This is a genomic window from Methanofollis ethanolicus (genome assembly GCF_001571385.1).
Taxonomy (GTDB): domain Archaea; phylum Halobacteriota; class Methanomicrobia; order Methanomicrobiales; family Methanofollaceae; genus Methanofollis; species Methanofollis ethanolicus.
Genome location: NZ_BCNW01000001.1, coordinates 269,206 through 283,269 on the forward strand (window position 1 = coordinate 269,206; position 14,064 = coordinate 283,269).

At 60.1% G+C, this 14,064-nt stretch carries 15 protein-coding genes; 1 reads left to right on the top strand and 14 read right to left on the bottom strand.

Annotation, left to right across the window (positions count from 1 at the left end):
• Positions 1-110 precede the first annotated feature (110 nt).
• From pdxT to MEFOE_RS01445, 10 genes are all read right to left on the bottom strand, one after another.
• Positions 111-680, bottom strand: coding sequence for a pyridoxal 5'-phosphate synthase glutaminase subunit PdxT (gene pdxT / locus MEFOE_RS01400; protein ID WP_067047251.1), 570 nt, complete (start codon positions 678-680; stop codon positions 111-113).
• A complete protein-coding gene (gene pdxS / locus MEFOE_RS01405; RefSeq protein ID WP_067047254.1) occupies positions 670-1,566 on the bottom strand; it encodes a pyridoxal 5'-phosphate synthase lyase subunit PdxS in 897 nt (298 codons plus the stop codon). The genes pdxT and pdxS overlap by 11 nt, the downstream gene beginning before the upstream one ends.
• A gap of 20 nt (positions 1,567-1,586) precedes the next feature.
• Positions 1,587-2,507, bottom strand: a complete 921-nt coding sequence (cbiB, locus tag MEFOE_RS01410) for an adenosylcobinamide-phosphate synthase CbiB (protein ID WP_067047257.1) — start codon at positions 2,505-2,507, stop codon at positions 1,587-1,589.
• Entirely contained in the window at positions 2,489-3,004 is a 516-nt protein-coding gene (locus MEFOE_RS01415) for a DUF7524 family protein (RefSeq protein WP_067047259.1), read from the bottom strand. Before MEFOE_RS01415 ends, cbiB begins: the two co-directional genes overlap by 19 nt.
• 2 nt (positions 3,005-3,006) lie before the next feature.
• A complete protein-coding gene (locus MEFOE_RS01420) occupies positions 3,007-3,189 on the bottom strand; it encodes a methytransferase partner Trm112 (protein ID WP_067047262.1) in 183 nt (60 codons plus the stop codon).
• Positions 3,186-4,196 (bottom strand): adenylosuccinate synthetase, encoded by a 1,011-nt coding sequence (locus MEFOE_RS01425; RefSeq protein WP_201785163.1) that lies wholly within the window; start codon positions 4,194-4,196, stop codon positions 3,186-3,188. Before MEFOE_RS01425 ends, MEFOE_RS01420 begins: the two co-directional genes overlap by 4 nt.
• 66 nt (positions 4,197-4,262) lie before the next feature.
• Positions 4,263-4,583 carry a DUF4405 domain-containing protein gene (locus MEFOE_RS01430; protein ID WP_083523275.1) on the bottom strand — a complete coding sequence of 107 codons (321 nt, stop codon included), beginning with the start codon at positions 4,581-4,583 and terminating at the stop codon, positions 4,263-4,265.
• Positions 4,584-4,869: 286 nt separating this feature from the next.
• Entirely contained in the window at positions 4,870-6,030 is a 1,161-nt protein-coding gene (locus tag MEFOE_RS01435; RefSeq protein WP_067047271.1) for an aminotransferase class I/II-fold pyridoxal phosphate-dependent enzyme, read from the bottom strand.
• A gap of 8 nt (positions 6,031-6,038) precedes the next feature.
• The gene (locus MEFOE_RS01440; RefSeq protein WP_067047275.1) at positions 6,039-6,530 is read right to left on the bottom strand and encodes an Lrp/AsnC family transcriptional regulator; all 492 of its coding nucleotides are present in this window, start codon (positions 6,528-6,530) and stop codon (positions 6,039-6,041) included.
• Between the two features lie 5 nt (positions 6,531-6,535).
• Positions 6,536-7,819 (bottom strand): ORC1-type DNA replication protein, encoded by a 1,284-nt coding sequence (locus tag MEFOE_RS01445; RefSeq protein WP_067047278.1) that lies wholly within the window; start codon positions 7,817-7,819, stop codon positions 6,536-6,538.
• A 937-nt stretch (positions 7,820-8,756) separates the two neighbouring features.
• On the opposite strand from MEFOE_RS01445, the gene MEFOE_RS01450 reads away from it, so the two are divergent.
• On the top strand, positions 8,757-9,245 hold the full coding sequence (locus tag MEFOE_RS01450) for a MogA/MoaB family molybdenum cofactor biosynthesis protein (protein WP_067047281.1): 489 nt from the start codon (positions 8,757-8,759) through the stop codon (positions 9,243-9,245).
• Between the two features lie 771 nt (positions 9,246-10,016).
• On the opposite strand, the gene MEFOE_RS01455 is transcribed toward MEFOE_RS01450, so the two are convergent.
• The 4 genes from MEFOE_RS01455 to MEFOE_RS01470 all read right to left on the bottom strand — a co-directional run bounded on the left by MEFOE_RS01455 (position 10,017) and on the right by MEFOE_RS01470 (position 14,045).
• Complete coding sequence (locus tag MEFOE_RS01455) at positions 10,017-11,174, bottom strand: COG1361 S-layer family protein (protein ID WP_067047284.1); 1,158 nt, start codon at positions 11,172-11,174, stop codon at positions 10,017-10,019.
• On the bottom strand, positions 11,175-11,822 hold the full coding sequence (locus tag MEFOE_RS01460; RefSeq protein ID WP_083523276.1) for a Yip1 family protein: 648 nt from the start codon (positions 11,820-11,822) through the stop codon (positions 11,175-11,177).
• Positions 11,823-11,861: 39 nt separating this feature from the next.
• Positions 11,862-12,227 carry a DUF2703 domain-containing protein gene (locus tag MEFOE_RS01465; RefSeq protein WP_067047289.1) on the bottom strand — a complete coding sequence of 122 codons (366 nt, stop codon included), beginning with the start codon at positions 12,225-12,227 and terminating at the stop codon, positions 11,862-11,864.
• A 63-nt stretch (positions 12,228-12,290) separates the two neighbouring features.
• Positions 12,291-14,045, bottom strand: a complete 1,755-nt coding sequence (locus MEFOE_RS01470; protein WP_067047292.1) for a PAS domain S-box protein — start codon at positions 14,043-14,045, stop codon at positions 12,291-12,293.
• Positions 14,046-14,064: the final 19 nt, after the last annotated feature.

The following is a 14,064-nucleotide window of genomic DNA, read 5'->3' on the forward strand; positions in this document are numbered from 1 at the left end:
GTTCAAGAATACATTATTTTCGTACCCTGAGCAGCAGGGAAGAGGGAAAACAGTCTCATCGAAAAACAGGATATCGCGGTATCTTCCGAACCAAAAAAAGAAAAATATTCTCAGAACCCGGCAAGAAACATCCGGTGGAGCCGGAGGTCGCCGCCGAGTTCGGGATGGAAGGAGAGGACCATATGCTTCCCCTGCCGCACCGCGACGATCCCCTGCGGGAGAGTGGCGAGCACCTCCACGCCGGGGCCGGCGCGGACCGCGAGGGGCGCCCTGATGAAGACCGCGTGGAAGGGGGTGTCGAGGCCCGTCACCGCAAGGTCGGCCTCGAAAGAATCGCGCTGCCGCCCGAAGGCATTCCTGTCCACGACGATATCGACGAGGCCGAGGGGGGCGAAGCGGGTGTCGCTGATCTCCGCCGCCACCAGAACCATCCCGGCGCAGGTCGCGAAGATCCCGCCGTCGAAGGAGAGGATCGCCTCACGAAGACCGCTCTCGTCGATCAGGCGGGCGATCGTCGTCGACTCCCCGCCGGGCAGGGCAAGAGCGTCGCACGCCGCAAGGTCGGCCGGAGAACGGACAGGGACAACACTGCCCGCACCGCCGAGGGCCTCCTCGAAGGCCCTGATATGCTCGGAGACGTCTCCCTGAAGGGCGAGGACGCCGATCTTCTTACCAGCCACGCTCCTGCAGCCTCTCTTCGTCTTTCAGTTCGTGGACGTCCAGGCCCTTCATCGGGTCACCGATGCCGCGGCTCACTTCGGCGATGAGCTTCGCGTCCGTGTAGTGGTGGACGGCCTCGACGACCGCCTTCGCCATCTTCTCCGGGTTCGAGGACTTGAAGATCCCTGACCCCACGAAGACGCCGTCCGCGCCCATCTGCATCATCAGGGCGGCGTCGGACGGCGTGGCGATCCCGCCTGCCGAGAAGTTCACCACAGGGAGACGGCCCCTCTTCACCGTCTCGGCAAGAACCTCGTACGGCGCCTCGATCGCACGGGCGCGGGCGCGGAGTTCCTGCTCGTCCATGCCGACAAGTTCCCTGATCTCACCCTGGATCGCACGCATGTGCCGCACGGCCTCGACGACGTTGCCGGTGCCGGCCTCGCCCTTCGTCCGGATCATTGCCGCGCCCTCGTTGATCCGGCGCATCGCCTCGCCGAGGTTCCGGGCGCCGCAGACAAACGGCACGGTGAACCGTGCCTTGTCGATGTGGTACTCCTCGTCGGCCGGAGTCAGCACCTCGCTCTCGTCGATCATGTCGACACCGATCGCTTCAAGGACCTGCGCCTCGACAAAGTGGCCGATCCGCACCTTGCCCATCACCGGGATGGAGACGGCGTCGATGATCTCGAGGACCTTCTCGGGGTCGGCCATCCGCGCCACCCCGCCGGCCTTTCTGATGTCCGCGGGAACCCTTTCCAGGGCCATCACCGCGACGGCGCCCGCCTCTTCGGCGATCCGCGCCTGCTCGGCGTTCACCACGTCCATGATCACCCCGCCCTTCTGCATGGACGCAAAGCCCCGCTTCAGGAGCTCGGTGCCGTACCTCAGTTCCTCAAGTTTCATTATTCCTATCTATTGGACAGTCATGCCCATAAAAATAGTGCGATGATCGCAAAAACCGAAAATATGAGGGTTATTCCACGGACTGAACCGATTATATCGGCCCCACCCGCTGCAAGACTCTTCTCACCCGGACCGATCTGGTAGACACCCCTCTTGGCGAACCGCACCCCGGCCCCGCCGGCGAGGACGGACATCGGCCACCCGCCATTAAAACCGGGCCTTTTATGCCTGTCTTCAAGGAGACAACGCCACGCGGGCATGAGCCTCCCCTTCAACCCGAAGTACAGGAGGCCGACACATCCCGATACCCTGGAGGGAAGGAGGTTTGCAAGATCGTCGGCCCGTGCGGCGCACCAGCCCAGGCGTACCCGCTCGTCGGTATAACCGAGCATCGCGTCCATGCAGTTGATTGCCCTGTAGACGGCCGCCGCGGTGAGGCCGAGGCCGAAGGGCGCGAAGACGGCGAACCAGAAGAGCGGGGCGATCACCGAGTCGGAGAGGTTCTCGGCCACCGACTCGTACGCCGCCGACCTGATCTCCTCGGCCGAGAGGGTGCGGGTGTCGCGGGAGACGAGCATCCCGGCCGCCCGGCGCCCCTCGTCAAGACTTCCCGAGGCAAGGGCCGCCTCCACCGCCCCCACGTGCTCCTCCAGGGAGCGCCAGGCAAAGGTCGCCTTGAGAAGGAAGGGGGAGAGGACGAGGAGGAGAAGGGCCGGCGCGAAACTCTCGACACACCAGAAGGGGAGGGCAAAGAGTGCAGCCGAGACAGCCCAGAGCACGACCCCTGCCGCCCGCTGGAGGGCAGGAGGATAGCATGACGGTCTCCCCCACCAGCCCACGAACCGCCCAAAGAGAGCAACAGGGTGGAAGGGGGTGTGCGGGTCGCCGACGATCCGATCGAGGGCGAGAGCCGCACCCAGGGTCAGGGCCGCAGGAACCATGCGGCGAGCACCCCGACAACGAGGACGATAAAAGCGGCGGCCTCAAACGCGACCATTTTCGTGGCCGCGTAGATGATAAAGAGAAGCGCGGCCGCGGCGACGACCGCAAAGGGGATCACCGGCAGATGGGGCTCTGCAGCCACGGGAACCGGGAGAGGCGGTTCTTCGGCCGGAGGTTTCGGACGCTCGCTGACGGCAACACCGAGCCTCGCCCGGTTCGTGCCGTACCCGGTGATCACCTCGATATCGAATGTCCCGGGGAAGACGTCTTTCCTGATAAAGATCGGCACCTCCGCTGTCGTATCGACAAAGAGGTTCTCGTGGCAGAAGTCGGTGAACCTCCCGGCATCGGCCGCGGAGAGGGTGAGGTGGAGGGGAGAACCCTCGTTCACGAGCCTGAGAAACACCGTATCGCCTGGCGCTGCGCGGACGGGTTCGGGGAGGTCTATCGAGTTTATGCCACGGTTATTGAGCCTGATCTCACAGGAAAAGTCCATATTCAGTCCTGATCGACCTTCGGGAGGAGGTTGGGGATGCTCTCCCTGATGGGGTACTCGACCCCGCAAGCCCCGCAGACAAGGGAGCCTTCAATAACGTCGTCGTCCTTCTCCTCGACCACGCGGAGCTCGAGGTCGCCCTTGCAGACCGGGCAACAGAGGATCGGGAGGAGGGACCGCTTCACAGTTCATCCCTCACGTCGACGATCTGCGAGAGCTCGGGGCCGGTCGAGATGAGTCCGATCGGTGCGCCGATGTCCTTCTCAGCCTGTTCGAGGAAGGCGATCGCCTTCTCGGTGAGCTGATCGTACGAGGTCGCGCCGAAACAGGCCGCGTCCACATGGTCGATGCCGGTGATCGCGGCGATGGTGCAACCATTGATCATCGCCGAGTACCGGGCCATCTTGCCGTCCCAGCCGCCGATCCTGCGGAGACGGTGGGTGACGGTGCCGAACTCCTGGAAACCGAGGGTGTTCGACTGCTCCGCGGTCATCTCGGTCTGGAAGGGTCCCTCACCGACACGGGTCGGGTAGGCCTTGAAGACGGCGATGACATCGTCGATCCTGGTCGGGCCGACACCGTTGTCGGCGGCGATCTGGGAGGCCGAGGTGTCCTTGCTCGTCACAAAGGGATAGGTCCCGTAGTACAGGGAGATGCCAAAGCCCTGTGTCCCTTCAAGGAGGACATTCTCGCCCGCGTCGATGGCGCCGTTGACAGCCCCGGCAACATCGATGATATAGGGAGCGAGTTCGGGCACGTCCTTTGCCTGCCTGGAGATGCGCAGGACGCGGTCCGAGTTTGCCGGCCCGCAGCCGGTGCCAGTCGAACCGATCTTCTTCGAGAGATGGGCGCTCCCCCTGTCCCTGGCGATGTGCTCCTCCTCGATGATACCACAGCGGCCGTCAACAAAGGTCCTGTCCGCGACGTTAAGGAGCTCCACCTCATGGAGGAAGACACGGGGATCGACGAGGACGCCGCTCCCGATGCAGAGTTTCGCGTCCGGGTAGACGAAACCCGACGGGATCATCCGCACGCCGTAGTTCTGGTCCCCGACTGTGACGGTGTGGCCTGCATTGGGGCCGACCCCGCCCCGGGAAATAATGGAGGGATGGTCTTGATGGGCAATATGCGCCACTATTTTGCCCTTTCCTTCATCCCCGAAAAATCCGCCGACAATAATCGTACACGACATTGCTATATCATGTAATTTGGGGTGATACATGATGATAAAAGTATATCATCAGCCCCGACCGCCCCCTCACTCCCGGTCACACGTCTCTTTTTCGCCCGAAGAGAGGCAGGATCTGATGTTCCGGTAATAGGGGATGTGCAGGACGATATGGACGGCCATCAGGACCATGAAGAGGAGACCGGTGATGTTGTGGAGGTCCACCCAGTCACCGCGGGTAACCCCGAGAAATACCCTGAGGTTTGTCGCTCCGGTGCCGGCATGGACAAAACCTAACCCCCCGCTCCCAGATGGAAGGGAGAAAAAGAGCACTAGTGACGAGAGCCCCACGACAAGGAAAGATACGAGCAATGCAAGGTCAATTATTGCGTTTATCTGTCGTTTTCGCATAAAAAGAAGATACAGGCAGCCCTATAAAAACCTGACCATTCTGTCAGAGCGCACTCTGATGACCGGGTCCGGTGTTCCTCAGGAAACAGGAAAGGATCTGGGGATAAGCCTGCCACGGCCTCGGATTCAAATCATCCCGGCAGATTGTATTATTTGAAAAAGCACAGGATCTCCAGTGGAAACAAAGGGGTCCTGCACCCGCCATTTGTCAGACAAAGGTCATACCCTCTGCCGAAGGGATCCGGACGATTTCGAAGATTTGAGAGATAAAAATAGGATAATATAATCAGATCAGACCCGAGACAAAGGTGCCCATCCTTTCGACAGCCAGAGAGAGGTTTTCCCGGCTTGTTGCATAGGAACACCTGATATGGCCGCGGCCCGACTCGCCAAAGGCACTGCCGGGTACGACCGCGACTTTCTGCTCCTTCAGGAGACGCTCGGCAAACTCCTCGTCGGTGAGGCCGGTGGCCTCGATGGAGGGGAAGGCATAGAAAGCGCCCTCCGGCATGTGGCAGCGGAGGCCGATCCTGTTGAGGCCCTCGACAAAGAGGTTCCTGCGGAGGCGATACTCCCTGACCATCTCGTTCTTGTCCTGCTCGGCCTGCCGCAGTGCGGCGTACGCGGCGATCTGGCCCATCACCGGGGCGCAGAGCATCACATACTGGTGGATCTTCAGGGCGGCGTCGGAGATCGCGGGCGGGGCGCAGAGGTAGCCGACCCGCCACCCGGTCATCGCGTAGGCCTTCGAGAAACCGTTGAGGGTGATCGTCCTCTCGCGGAGTTCAGGGATGGAGGCCGGGGAACAGTGGGCGCCTTCGTAGGTGAGTTCCGAATAGACCTCGTCGGAGATGAGGAGGAGGTCGCGGTCAACGAGGATGTCGGCGATCGCCCGGTAGTCGTCGCGGGTCATCACACCGCCCGTCGGGTTGCTCGGGAAGTTCAGGAGGACTGCCTTCGTCTTCCCGGTGATCCTCTCCATGAGGGCATCGGGAGTGACCTTGAAGAGGTCCTTCTCACGACAGGGAAGAGGAACCGGTTTCCCGCCGGTCAGGGTGACGCAGGGTGCATAACTGACATAGGCGGGGTCCTGGACGATCACCTCGTCTCCGGGGTCGACGACCGCCCTGATCGCGATGTCGGCGGCCTCAGAGACACCAGTCGTAATGATGATCTCGGACTCAGGGGAGTAACTGAGATCGTAGCGCCGGGCAAGGTCCGCGGCAAGGGCCTCGCGCAGAGGCGGGTAGCCGCGGTTGGAGGTGTACGTCGTGACGCCCTGCTCGATGGAGTAGATGCTCGCCTCGCAGATGTTCCAGGGGGTCGAGAAGTCTGGTTCGCCAACGCCAAGGGATATCACGTCCTGCATACCCATGCAGAGGTCGAAAAACTTCCTTATCCCGGAGTGGGGGATGATGCGAGCCTTTTCAGATACAAAGTCCCTCATGATGCCACCTAGAAGGAGTACGGCAGGCGCTCGCTCGCCTCGCGCTCGTCGTACGGGGTTCCGTTCTCCTTGTATGTCTTCATAACGAACTGTGTTGCTGTCTCCCTGATCTGGTCCATCGTGGCGATGTGCTCGGAGACGAAGCGGGCGACGTCCTGCATCGTCCGGCCCCTCACAAGGAGGATCAGGTCATAGCGCCCGGAGACGAGACGGACGGCCTTGACCTCCCTGAAGCGGGCGATACGCCCCGCAATCCTGTCGTAGCCGAAGTCGCGCTCAGGCGAGACCTTGAGGGCGATGATCGAGGTGACCTCTTCGTTGCCGGCCTTCTCCCAGTCGACGACTGCGGCGTACTTTCTGATGATCCGGGCCTCTTCAAGTGCCCTGATCCGGCGTTTCGCCTCTTCGATCGGGAGTTCAACCATAGTCGCCAGTTCCTCGATCGGGATCCGGCTGTTCTCCTCCAGGAGGTGGAGGATGAGTAAATCCTTTCCGTCCATATCAATCACCGGAATGATGCCTTCAGGCGGTTGAGGTCGACCTGCACAAGCCTTTCCTCGGATAGCCTGGGATCTTTCGCTAATACTTCCTGTATCTTTTTCGTGTTGGTGTCAAACCACATCTCTTTTGTCCTTCCGTATCGTCCTTTCGATACGACCCTGCTGTTGATCACGCCGAGCATGCTCAGTTCTGAGATGAGGTCGGTGATCCGCCGGTGGGTGAGGGGGTCGATGTTGACGGTGCGGGAGACCTCGCGGTACACCCGCGTCACCTCACCTGAGGTGAAGATCTTCTTGTCCATCTGGTCAAGGAGGAGCATCGAGTACAGGACGACCTTGCTCTGGGTCGGCAGGGTCGAGATGCACTCGATCATCGAGTCGGTCTCGATCTTCTCCAGGGCCATCCGCACATGTCTCTCCCCCACCTTCTCCGCATTCTCCCTATCCGCGAGTTCGCCGGAGACCCGCAGGAGGTCGAGGGCACGACGAGCGTCGCCATGCTCCTGGGCGGCGAAGGCGGCGCAGAGGGGGATGACCCCCTCGTCGAGGCTCTTCTCGACAAAGGCCATCTGGGCGCGCTGGCTGAGGATGTCGCAGAGTTGCGGGGCATTGTACGGGGGGAAGACGATCTCCTCCTCCGAAAGTGAGGAGAGGACACGGGGGTCGAGGAAGTCGGTGAACCGCAGGTCATTGGAGATCCCGATCATCGAGACCTTCGCACCTCGCAGGTCGGAGTTGATCCGGGTCAGGTTGTACAGGGTCTCGTCACCGCTCTTCTTGACCAGTTTGTCGATCTCGTCCAGGACGATGACGAGCACGCCGCCGGTCGTTTCGAGCTGGTTTTTCAGTTCGGCATAGACCTGGTCGGTCGGCCACCCGGTCATCGGGATGTGGGCGCGGGACTTGTCGCTCGGGGTGGCGTCGAGGTCCTCAAGGCCCTTCGCGATCTGGGCGAGGACCCGGTACTGGGTGTCGATCACCTCGCAGTTGAGGTGGACCACCCGGCACCTGGTACCGGCTCCCGCGGCGACCTTTTCGAGTTCGGCCCCGACGTACCTGACACAGGCCGTCTTCCCTGTCCCGGTCTTTCCGTAGATGAGGATGTTCGAAGGGGTCTCGTTCTTGAGGGCAGGAGCGAGGATGGAGGCGACGGCATCAATCTGGGGGCGCCGGTGCGGGAGTATCTGGGGGCGGTACGAGTGACGGAGGACCTCCCGGTTTTTGAAGATCCGATTATTACTCAGGAACTTTTGAAAGAGTCCAAAGGATTGATGATCGTTTTCAGACATGATATCAGCCGCGGGTACTGGGGAAAACATCAGATGGTGGGGGCCGTGGAGATATAACCCCTTTGTTTCCATTGGAGACAGTATATAAACAAAATACCGGTCAGGGAGATCGCCGTCGAATCCATCGAGATCAAGAATCTGATCCCCCACCCCTTTGTTTCGACTGGAACACCAAGAAAACAGAGTATCTGTTTTCTTTTATATTGAGAAAAACAGCTTGTTGTAAGCTTCGCGACTTGTACTATAAATGATCTCTGATCTCAGAACAGGATCTTCTGATCACAAAAAGGAGGATCAGAGAGATCAGGAGAGATCCCGATCCCGGATCCCGGATCAGCGCGGCAACAGATCCCGATCTCCGGCAATCCATGGATCAGGATCCCCCATCCAGGATCAAAAATTGTCGATCTGGATCACGATCTGGAGGGTGTGATCCAGATCTCCCGGTCAGATCCAGATCTCCCGGTCAGATCCAGATCTCCAATCCCTGGATCGATATCTTTGATCCAGGATCTCGATCTCAGATCACCTCTCCTGATCTCCTGATCGTTTTTCCTGATCTGATCCCTGATCTGATCCCTGATCTGATCCCTGATCTGTGGATCCTGATCTCAGATCCGGCGATCCTGATCCCGGATCAGGGTCGGGATCCCGCGATCTTGCGATCAGATCAGGGGATCTTCCCGGGATCGTCTCATGATCTTCCATGATCTTCGGTGATCTCCTCGGATCCCGGGGTCTGATCGGCGGATCCGCGCGATATAATGATCAGAATAGTGGAGTACAGGTAAATTCAGGCTCTTTTCAACCTTTTTCGCGATATCTTCTCCCCTCCTATCTCTCCATTCTTCCAGTGGAAACAAAGGGGTCGGGGTTTGCGGCCCTTCTATCACAAGAAGTATCAGAGGGAGCGATCAACATATTGGTGAGGCATCTCATGAAAACCGAGCACATCAAGCCGATCGAGATTACTGCGGTGGTGATCACTGTCTCTTCGACCCGTACCGAGGAGAACGATACCAGTGGAAAGGCGATCCGCGACCTCCTCACCGCCGGGGGATACAGGGTCGTCTTCTCGGTGATCGTGAAGGACGACAGGCAGGCGATCCGGGCCGCCCTTGTCACCGCGCTCGGGAAGGCCGACGCCGTGGTCCTCAACGGCGGTACCGGCCTCACCCCTGACGACTGCACCATCGAGGCCGTCGAACCCTTCTTCGAGAAGAGGATGGAGGGCTTCGGCGAACTCTTCAGGATGCTCTCCTTCGACGAGATCGGGACCTCGGCCCTCCTCTCGCGGGCGACCGCCGGCATCGTCGGCGGGAGGGCGGTCTTCTGCCTCCCTGGTTCGACCGGGGCCGTGACCCTCGCCACCGGCAAGATCATCGTCCCCGAACTCAGGCACATCATCTCCCACTCGCGGGGATGAAATCCTTCTTTTTCTGTCCGTGACTCTTACAGCATTACAGCACGTTTACAGCAGATTTACGGCACCCGCCGCGAGAGAGAAAAGATGAGGAATGGTCCAGAATCTGACTGTACCTGTACATATAGAGAGACGCGTCTCTCTCTCAGTACTATCTTACAGCAAAACACCCACCCACACGGTGACACCTCTCCCCCTGTTCGGGTGTGTGTGCGTGTGTGATAATCGGACTGCTGCAAACGATCCCGAGATCTCGCCGATTCGTGGAGATAATCGCGATCAAGTGGCATTTCTTCGCCTGTTGAATGGCAGCGCCTTCCGCAAACTGCTGCAAATGACTGCAAAAAATAAGGGTCTGCTGCAAGAGTCCCTGCCCGACGATGGCACTTTTGCACCCCGTGTACACCGAAGTTGCGTGGGAAAAGTACACAAACGAAGACTGAGGATCGGAGCCAGATTGAATATTCTAGAGAGAGAAGAGAGATCTCTCTCTCTCATAATACTATATTGCACGAAAAGGGAGGCACACACACCACCTGATCCGTCAGGGTCTCCGGGTGACTGTGTGTGTGATCTGTGCCGGAATGCACATGGGGATGGAGATGGGGGTGAACGGGCCGGGATGTTCGATTCCGATTCAAAATATCCCCTGTTTATTGACAATGCCAGAGTGCAGGTCAGTGTAATCCTGCGCACACGTGCAAACACGAAGGGGCAGGTGCCCCTCCCGGGTGTGCCGGGACGCGGTGAGACGTAGGCGAGGTATGCCCGGCGCTATCCTCCCTTCGCCTTCTTCCAGGAGAAGAAGACCACCACCCCGACGACCGCCACGACAGCGACGATGAGAAGGGCGATCGTCAAGGGGACGGGCCCGCCCTCTTCCCCCTGTCCGGGCAGCACGGTCCCTTCGACCGAGATGTTCGTCCTCGTCGTGTAGAGGTTCCCGTCAGTATCCCTGTACTCGATGACGAGCGGAACCTCAGTGACGTTCTCGGCCCTGAAGGTCAGTTCGAAGTTCGAGAGATCGTCCGGGTCCAGGGAAGCGACCGGGTAGACGCGATCCGGGTCAACAGGGACTCCGGGGGACCCCACGGTGACGACGACAGCCTTTGCCACCTCAAGTCCGGCATTGGTCACGTCCCCGCTGACCCGGTACGATCCGTTCTCCGGGGTCACCTCCACGCCGGAGACGACGATCCGTGCACCCTTCTTGTCCTCGGAGAAGGTGATCGGTATCGATGCCTCCGTCGTCCTCTGGTTCCTCCCGTTCCTGTACGTCACCGTCATCGTGAGAGTGGTTTCACGGTCGGGCGTGATGTTGAATGTCGCCTCTGCAGAACCGTCAGGCGCAAGCGCACCGATGAAGGTGCTTGTCGGGACGCTCACTATTCCCTCGCCCGACGGGACCACCGAGACGCCGTTGACCTCGCCCGAGCGGGGGTTGCTCACCGTCACCCGTACAATCTCCTTCTTTCCCGCGGTGAAGGCGTCGGGGACGTCGGCGACAGAGATCCGCGGTTCGACCACCTCGATCCTCACCGGCACCGCGTAGCGCAATGACCCGGCATTCGTGAAGTCGAGGACAAGACGCGGGTAATATGTCCCTGAACCGGCGTCCGCCTGAACAGTAAAGGTGAAAGAGACCTCGTTCCCCGCCCCGATCGCACCGAAGGTCTGGTAGGGGTTGTCCAGGACGAGGATGTTCCCCTCCGTGTACATCTTCGCACTCCTGACAGGCACGCTCACCTGTGCCGTGTTCTTCACCGTGACCGTGACCGTCGCCACATCGCCGGGCATCAGGACCGCCGGGTCGATCACCGCGCCGGTGACCATCACCTGTGCAGCGTCCTCTTCGGGCGTCGCCGCGTCTGCCGCCCCGCAAAGAAGGAGGAGAAGGAGGAGAAACGCACCGGTGAAGACCACCTCTCTCATCTACAGCACACCGAGCATGATGATCTGAGAGACGATATATAAGACCACCGGCACGCCGACGACAACCGCGGCGTCCCTGGTGGTGAGACCGCGGGCGTACTTCATCCCGAAGATCCAGATGTTAGCCGCCCAGACAAGGAAGATGACGCCGAGGATCTGGCCCGCCTGGATCAGCGGGGACGTCTGGATCATCTCCTGGAAGGCCGCCGTGGCCGCCGGGTCGGTAAAGTCGATCGACGGGAAAGAGAAGGAGGAGAGGAAGGAGTACGTCAGGGCGAGAGCGATCAGGGCCGAGACGATGAGAGGGACGTAGCCGTACCCCACCGCTTCGAGGCTCTTCTTCAGGTCACCGGAACCGTTGTAGAAGGAGGAGAGGGCATAGAAGACGAGGGCCTGGAGGGCCCAGATGATCGGGGCACTGATCACCGTAACGACCGCCGTGGCGATGCCGATGATGCTGACAAGTCCCTGCATATCGGCGGGGAGAACAGGGAGCATGGCGGTCATGGAGAGATAGATTGTTACGGCACCGATGATCCCGGTGATCAGCACGAGGATGAAGGGTACCATCAGGGCCGGCGCTTTCTCCGCCCTCTCCCTGAAGAACGCGTCCGGGTTCAACAGGACATCAAAAATCCAATGACTCATACAAAAAGAGTGTACGCCGATCGATTTAAGGATGGGGTCTCACTCCTCCAGGGCGAGGAGCACGGCCTTCCTGAAGACGATCTCCGGGAGCACCCGTCCGACAGGAGCGTTCGGATCGAAAGCAAGGGCCGGGTTGCCGAGTTCCTCCATCCGCGAGGGGCCCGCGCAGTAGCGTTCGGCCCCCACCGCCTCTGCAAGGAGGTCGTCGAGAGGGACGCTGTTGAAGAGGACGTCCCCCTCCCCCTCAGTCTCTTCGACGTGCACCTCCACCGTGACGCCGTTCTCCTCCAGCACCGGGACGAGTTCCTGGAGGAGTTCGGATAGAGTCAGGCCTGTATCGGCCGTCCTGTACGGGCATGTCGCGCCTGTCCGCCGCCGCCAGAGGACGACGAACCTCTCCCTCACTGCAGGCTCCCCCCTACCGCCAGGATCATGGATGAAGAGGATCGTCCCCTGCCCATAAAAACCTCAGTGTTTCCTGAGGTACTCCCGCACCTTCTCCGACTCGATCCAGCCGCGGTCCAGCGCGGTGATGATGCCGTCGATGATCGCCGCCTGCTCCAGGATCTGCCGGGCATGGCGCTCCTCACAGTGGAGGTCAGCGATGCCGACGATCACGGCGAGAGGGTTCCTGATCTCGTCGCCGAGTATGGCGAACTGCTCGATGTTCTGCTCGATCCGGGCATAGGCCTCGGTCCGGATCCTCTCCATCTCCATCCTCTCGGTGACATCCCGCGCCACACCCTGGACGCCGACCACCACACCTTCGTTCATGATCGGAGCAGCATTGATCTCGAGGTACCGTGTCGACCCGTCCTTCGCGCGGATACGGATCGCCAGACCCTCGATTGCCTTCCCCTCTCGAAGGTCTGCAAAGAAGGATTCAAATCTGGAGAGATCGGCATCTTCCTTGTTGAACATGAAATTTTTGCCCGTGAACTCCGCGGGATCGTATCCGCTGATGCGACTGACCGCAGGAGAGACATAGGTGAAAAGGCCCTCTGCATCTGTGGCGAAGATCAGGTCGAAACTCCGCTCGGCAAGGGCGCGGAACTTCTCCTCGCTTTCCCTGAGGGCGCTCTCCGACCGCCTCCTGGTCCTGATGGTGTACCCCAGGAAGAGGACGGCGAGAGCGAGAGTGGCGATGGCGAAGGCGCCCGCCACCGCCACGCTCCTGTCGATCAGGACCGGTGGCTGCGGACCGTTGATCACCGTGCTCCCGGCCGGAAGAGGGGCATTTTCGAGGCCGAACCGCTTGAGTTCATTGTAGTCGAAGATATACCTCCCCTGAAGTTCTTTTTTCACCGGTATGGAGGACGCCGGTTCTCCGTTGAGAATCCCGAGGGCCATCAACCCTGCCTCTCTCCCATGCTCTTTCGGGGAAAGGAGTCTCCCGCCTGTCAAACCGTACCCTATATACGGGTCGGTGAGACTGTACACCGGGACGCTGGAGGCGCGGGAGATCTCCGTGATGGCATCCTCGTACTCGTAATACGTGCCGTTTCCGTCCCTGGTGAGGGTCATGAGGAGGACGACCGTATCGGGGGGGAGGCCCCCGACGTCATCCTTTATCTCATCAAGGGTCAGGTTCTCAGGAATTGTGAAGACGAGACGATCATCAAAGGCCTGTGCAGCCTTTTCGACGACCTTTCTGTTGGCGATGCCGGTCAGCGTGTTGTCGTCGATAACATAGACCTTCCTGACATCAGGATCGAGACTGAGTGCGGCCCCGATCGTCCCTTCGACATCGGTTGCCTCGACGATGCCGGTGCAGTCCTCCCACCCGGCAAGATACTCGTCCTCAAAATAGTTCACGCCGCAGAAGATGACAGGTGTGCCGGGGAAAAGGTCGTCATGATGTTCTCGGAGGAAATGAAAGGCGTATTCGTCGACGCAGATGATAGCGTCAAGCCTGACATCCGCATACTTGAGCCTGTACATCCTGGCCATCTCTGCGGAGTAGCGGGGACTCGGGATCCGCGGCGTGTCCATGTACTCTATATAGAGATTGACGTCGGTGTTTCCCTCCTCAAGCGCGGAACATACACCCTCGGTGATCCCGTCAGTCCAGGAGAGGCCCTCGTGGTAGGAATGAAAAAGAAGGACGTTTTTTTCCGCGGGAGACGCGACAGAGGCGGTCGGCAGCAGGAGTATCAGGAAAAATATGATGGCAAGGAAGAGCAGTGGGGGCGATCTGTCCCCGCAGCGTCCTGAAGCACTCATGCCATGTGCAGTCTCTGGT

Coding starts and splice junctions, on each gene's coding strand:
- MEFOE_RS01470 (WP_067047292.1), bottom strand. CDS start 14,045: ATGAGTGCTTCAGGACGCTGCGGGGACAGATCGCCCCCACTGCTCTTC.
- MEFOE_RS01430 (WP_083523275.1), bottom strand. CDS start 4,583: ATGCGAAAACGACAGATAAACGCAATAATTGACCTTGCATTGCTCGTA.
- cbiB (WP_067047257.1), bottom strand. CDS start 2,507: ATGGTTCCTGCGGCCCTGACCCTGGGTGCGGCTCTCGCCCTCGATCGG.
- MEFOE_RS01460 (WP_083523276.1), bottom strand. CDS start 11,822: ATGAGTCATTGGATTTTTGATGTCCTGTTGAACCCGGACGCGTTCTTC.
- MEFOE_RS01445 (WP_067047278.1), bottom strand. CDS start 7,819: ATGTCTGAAAACGATCATCAATCCTTTGGACTCTTTCAAAAGTTCCTG.
- MEFOE_RS01425 (WP_201785163.1), bottom strand. CDS start 4,196: ATGTCGTGTACGATTATTGTCGGCGGATTTTTCGGGGATGAAGGAAAG.
- MEFOE_RS01450 (WP_067047281.1), top strand. CDS start 8,757: ATGAAAACCGAGCACATCAAGCCGATCGAGATTACTGCGGTGGTGATC.
- MEFOE_RS01455 (WP_067047284.1), bottom strand. CDS start 11,174: ATGAGAGAGGTGGTCTTCACCGGTGCGTTTCTCCTCCTTCTCCTCCTT.
- MEFOE_RS01440 (WP_067047275.1), bottom strand. CDS start 6,530: ATGGACGGAAAGGATTTACTCATCCTCCACCTCCTGGAGGAGAACAGC.
- pdxS (WP_067047254.1), bottom strand. CDS start 1,566: ATGAAACTTGAGGAACTGAGGTACGGCACCGAGCTCCTGAAGCGGGGC.
- MEFOE_RS01415 (WP_067047259.1), bottom strand. CDS start 3,004: ATGGACTTTTCCTGTGAGATCAGGCTCAATAACCGTGGCATAAACTCG.
- MEFOE_RS01435 (WP_067047271.1), bottom strand. CDS start 6,030: ATGAGGGACTTTGTATCTGAAAAGGCTCGCATCATCCCCCACTCCGGG.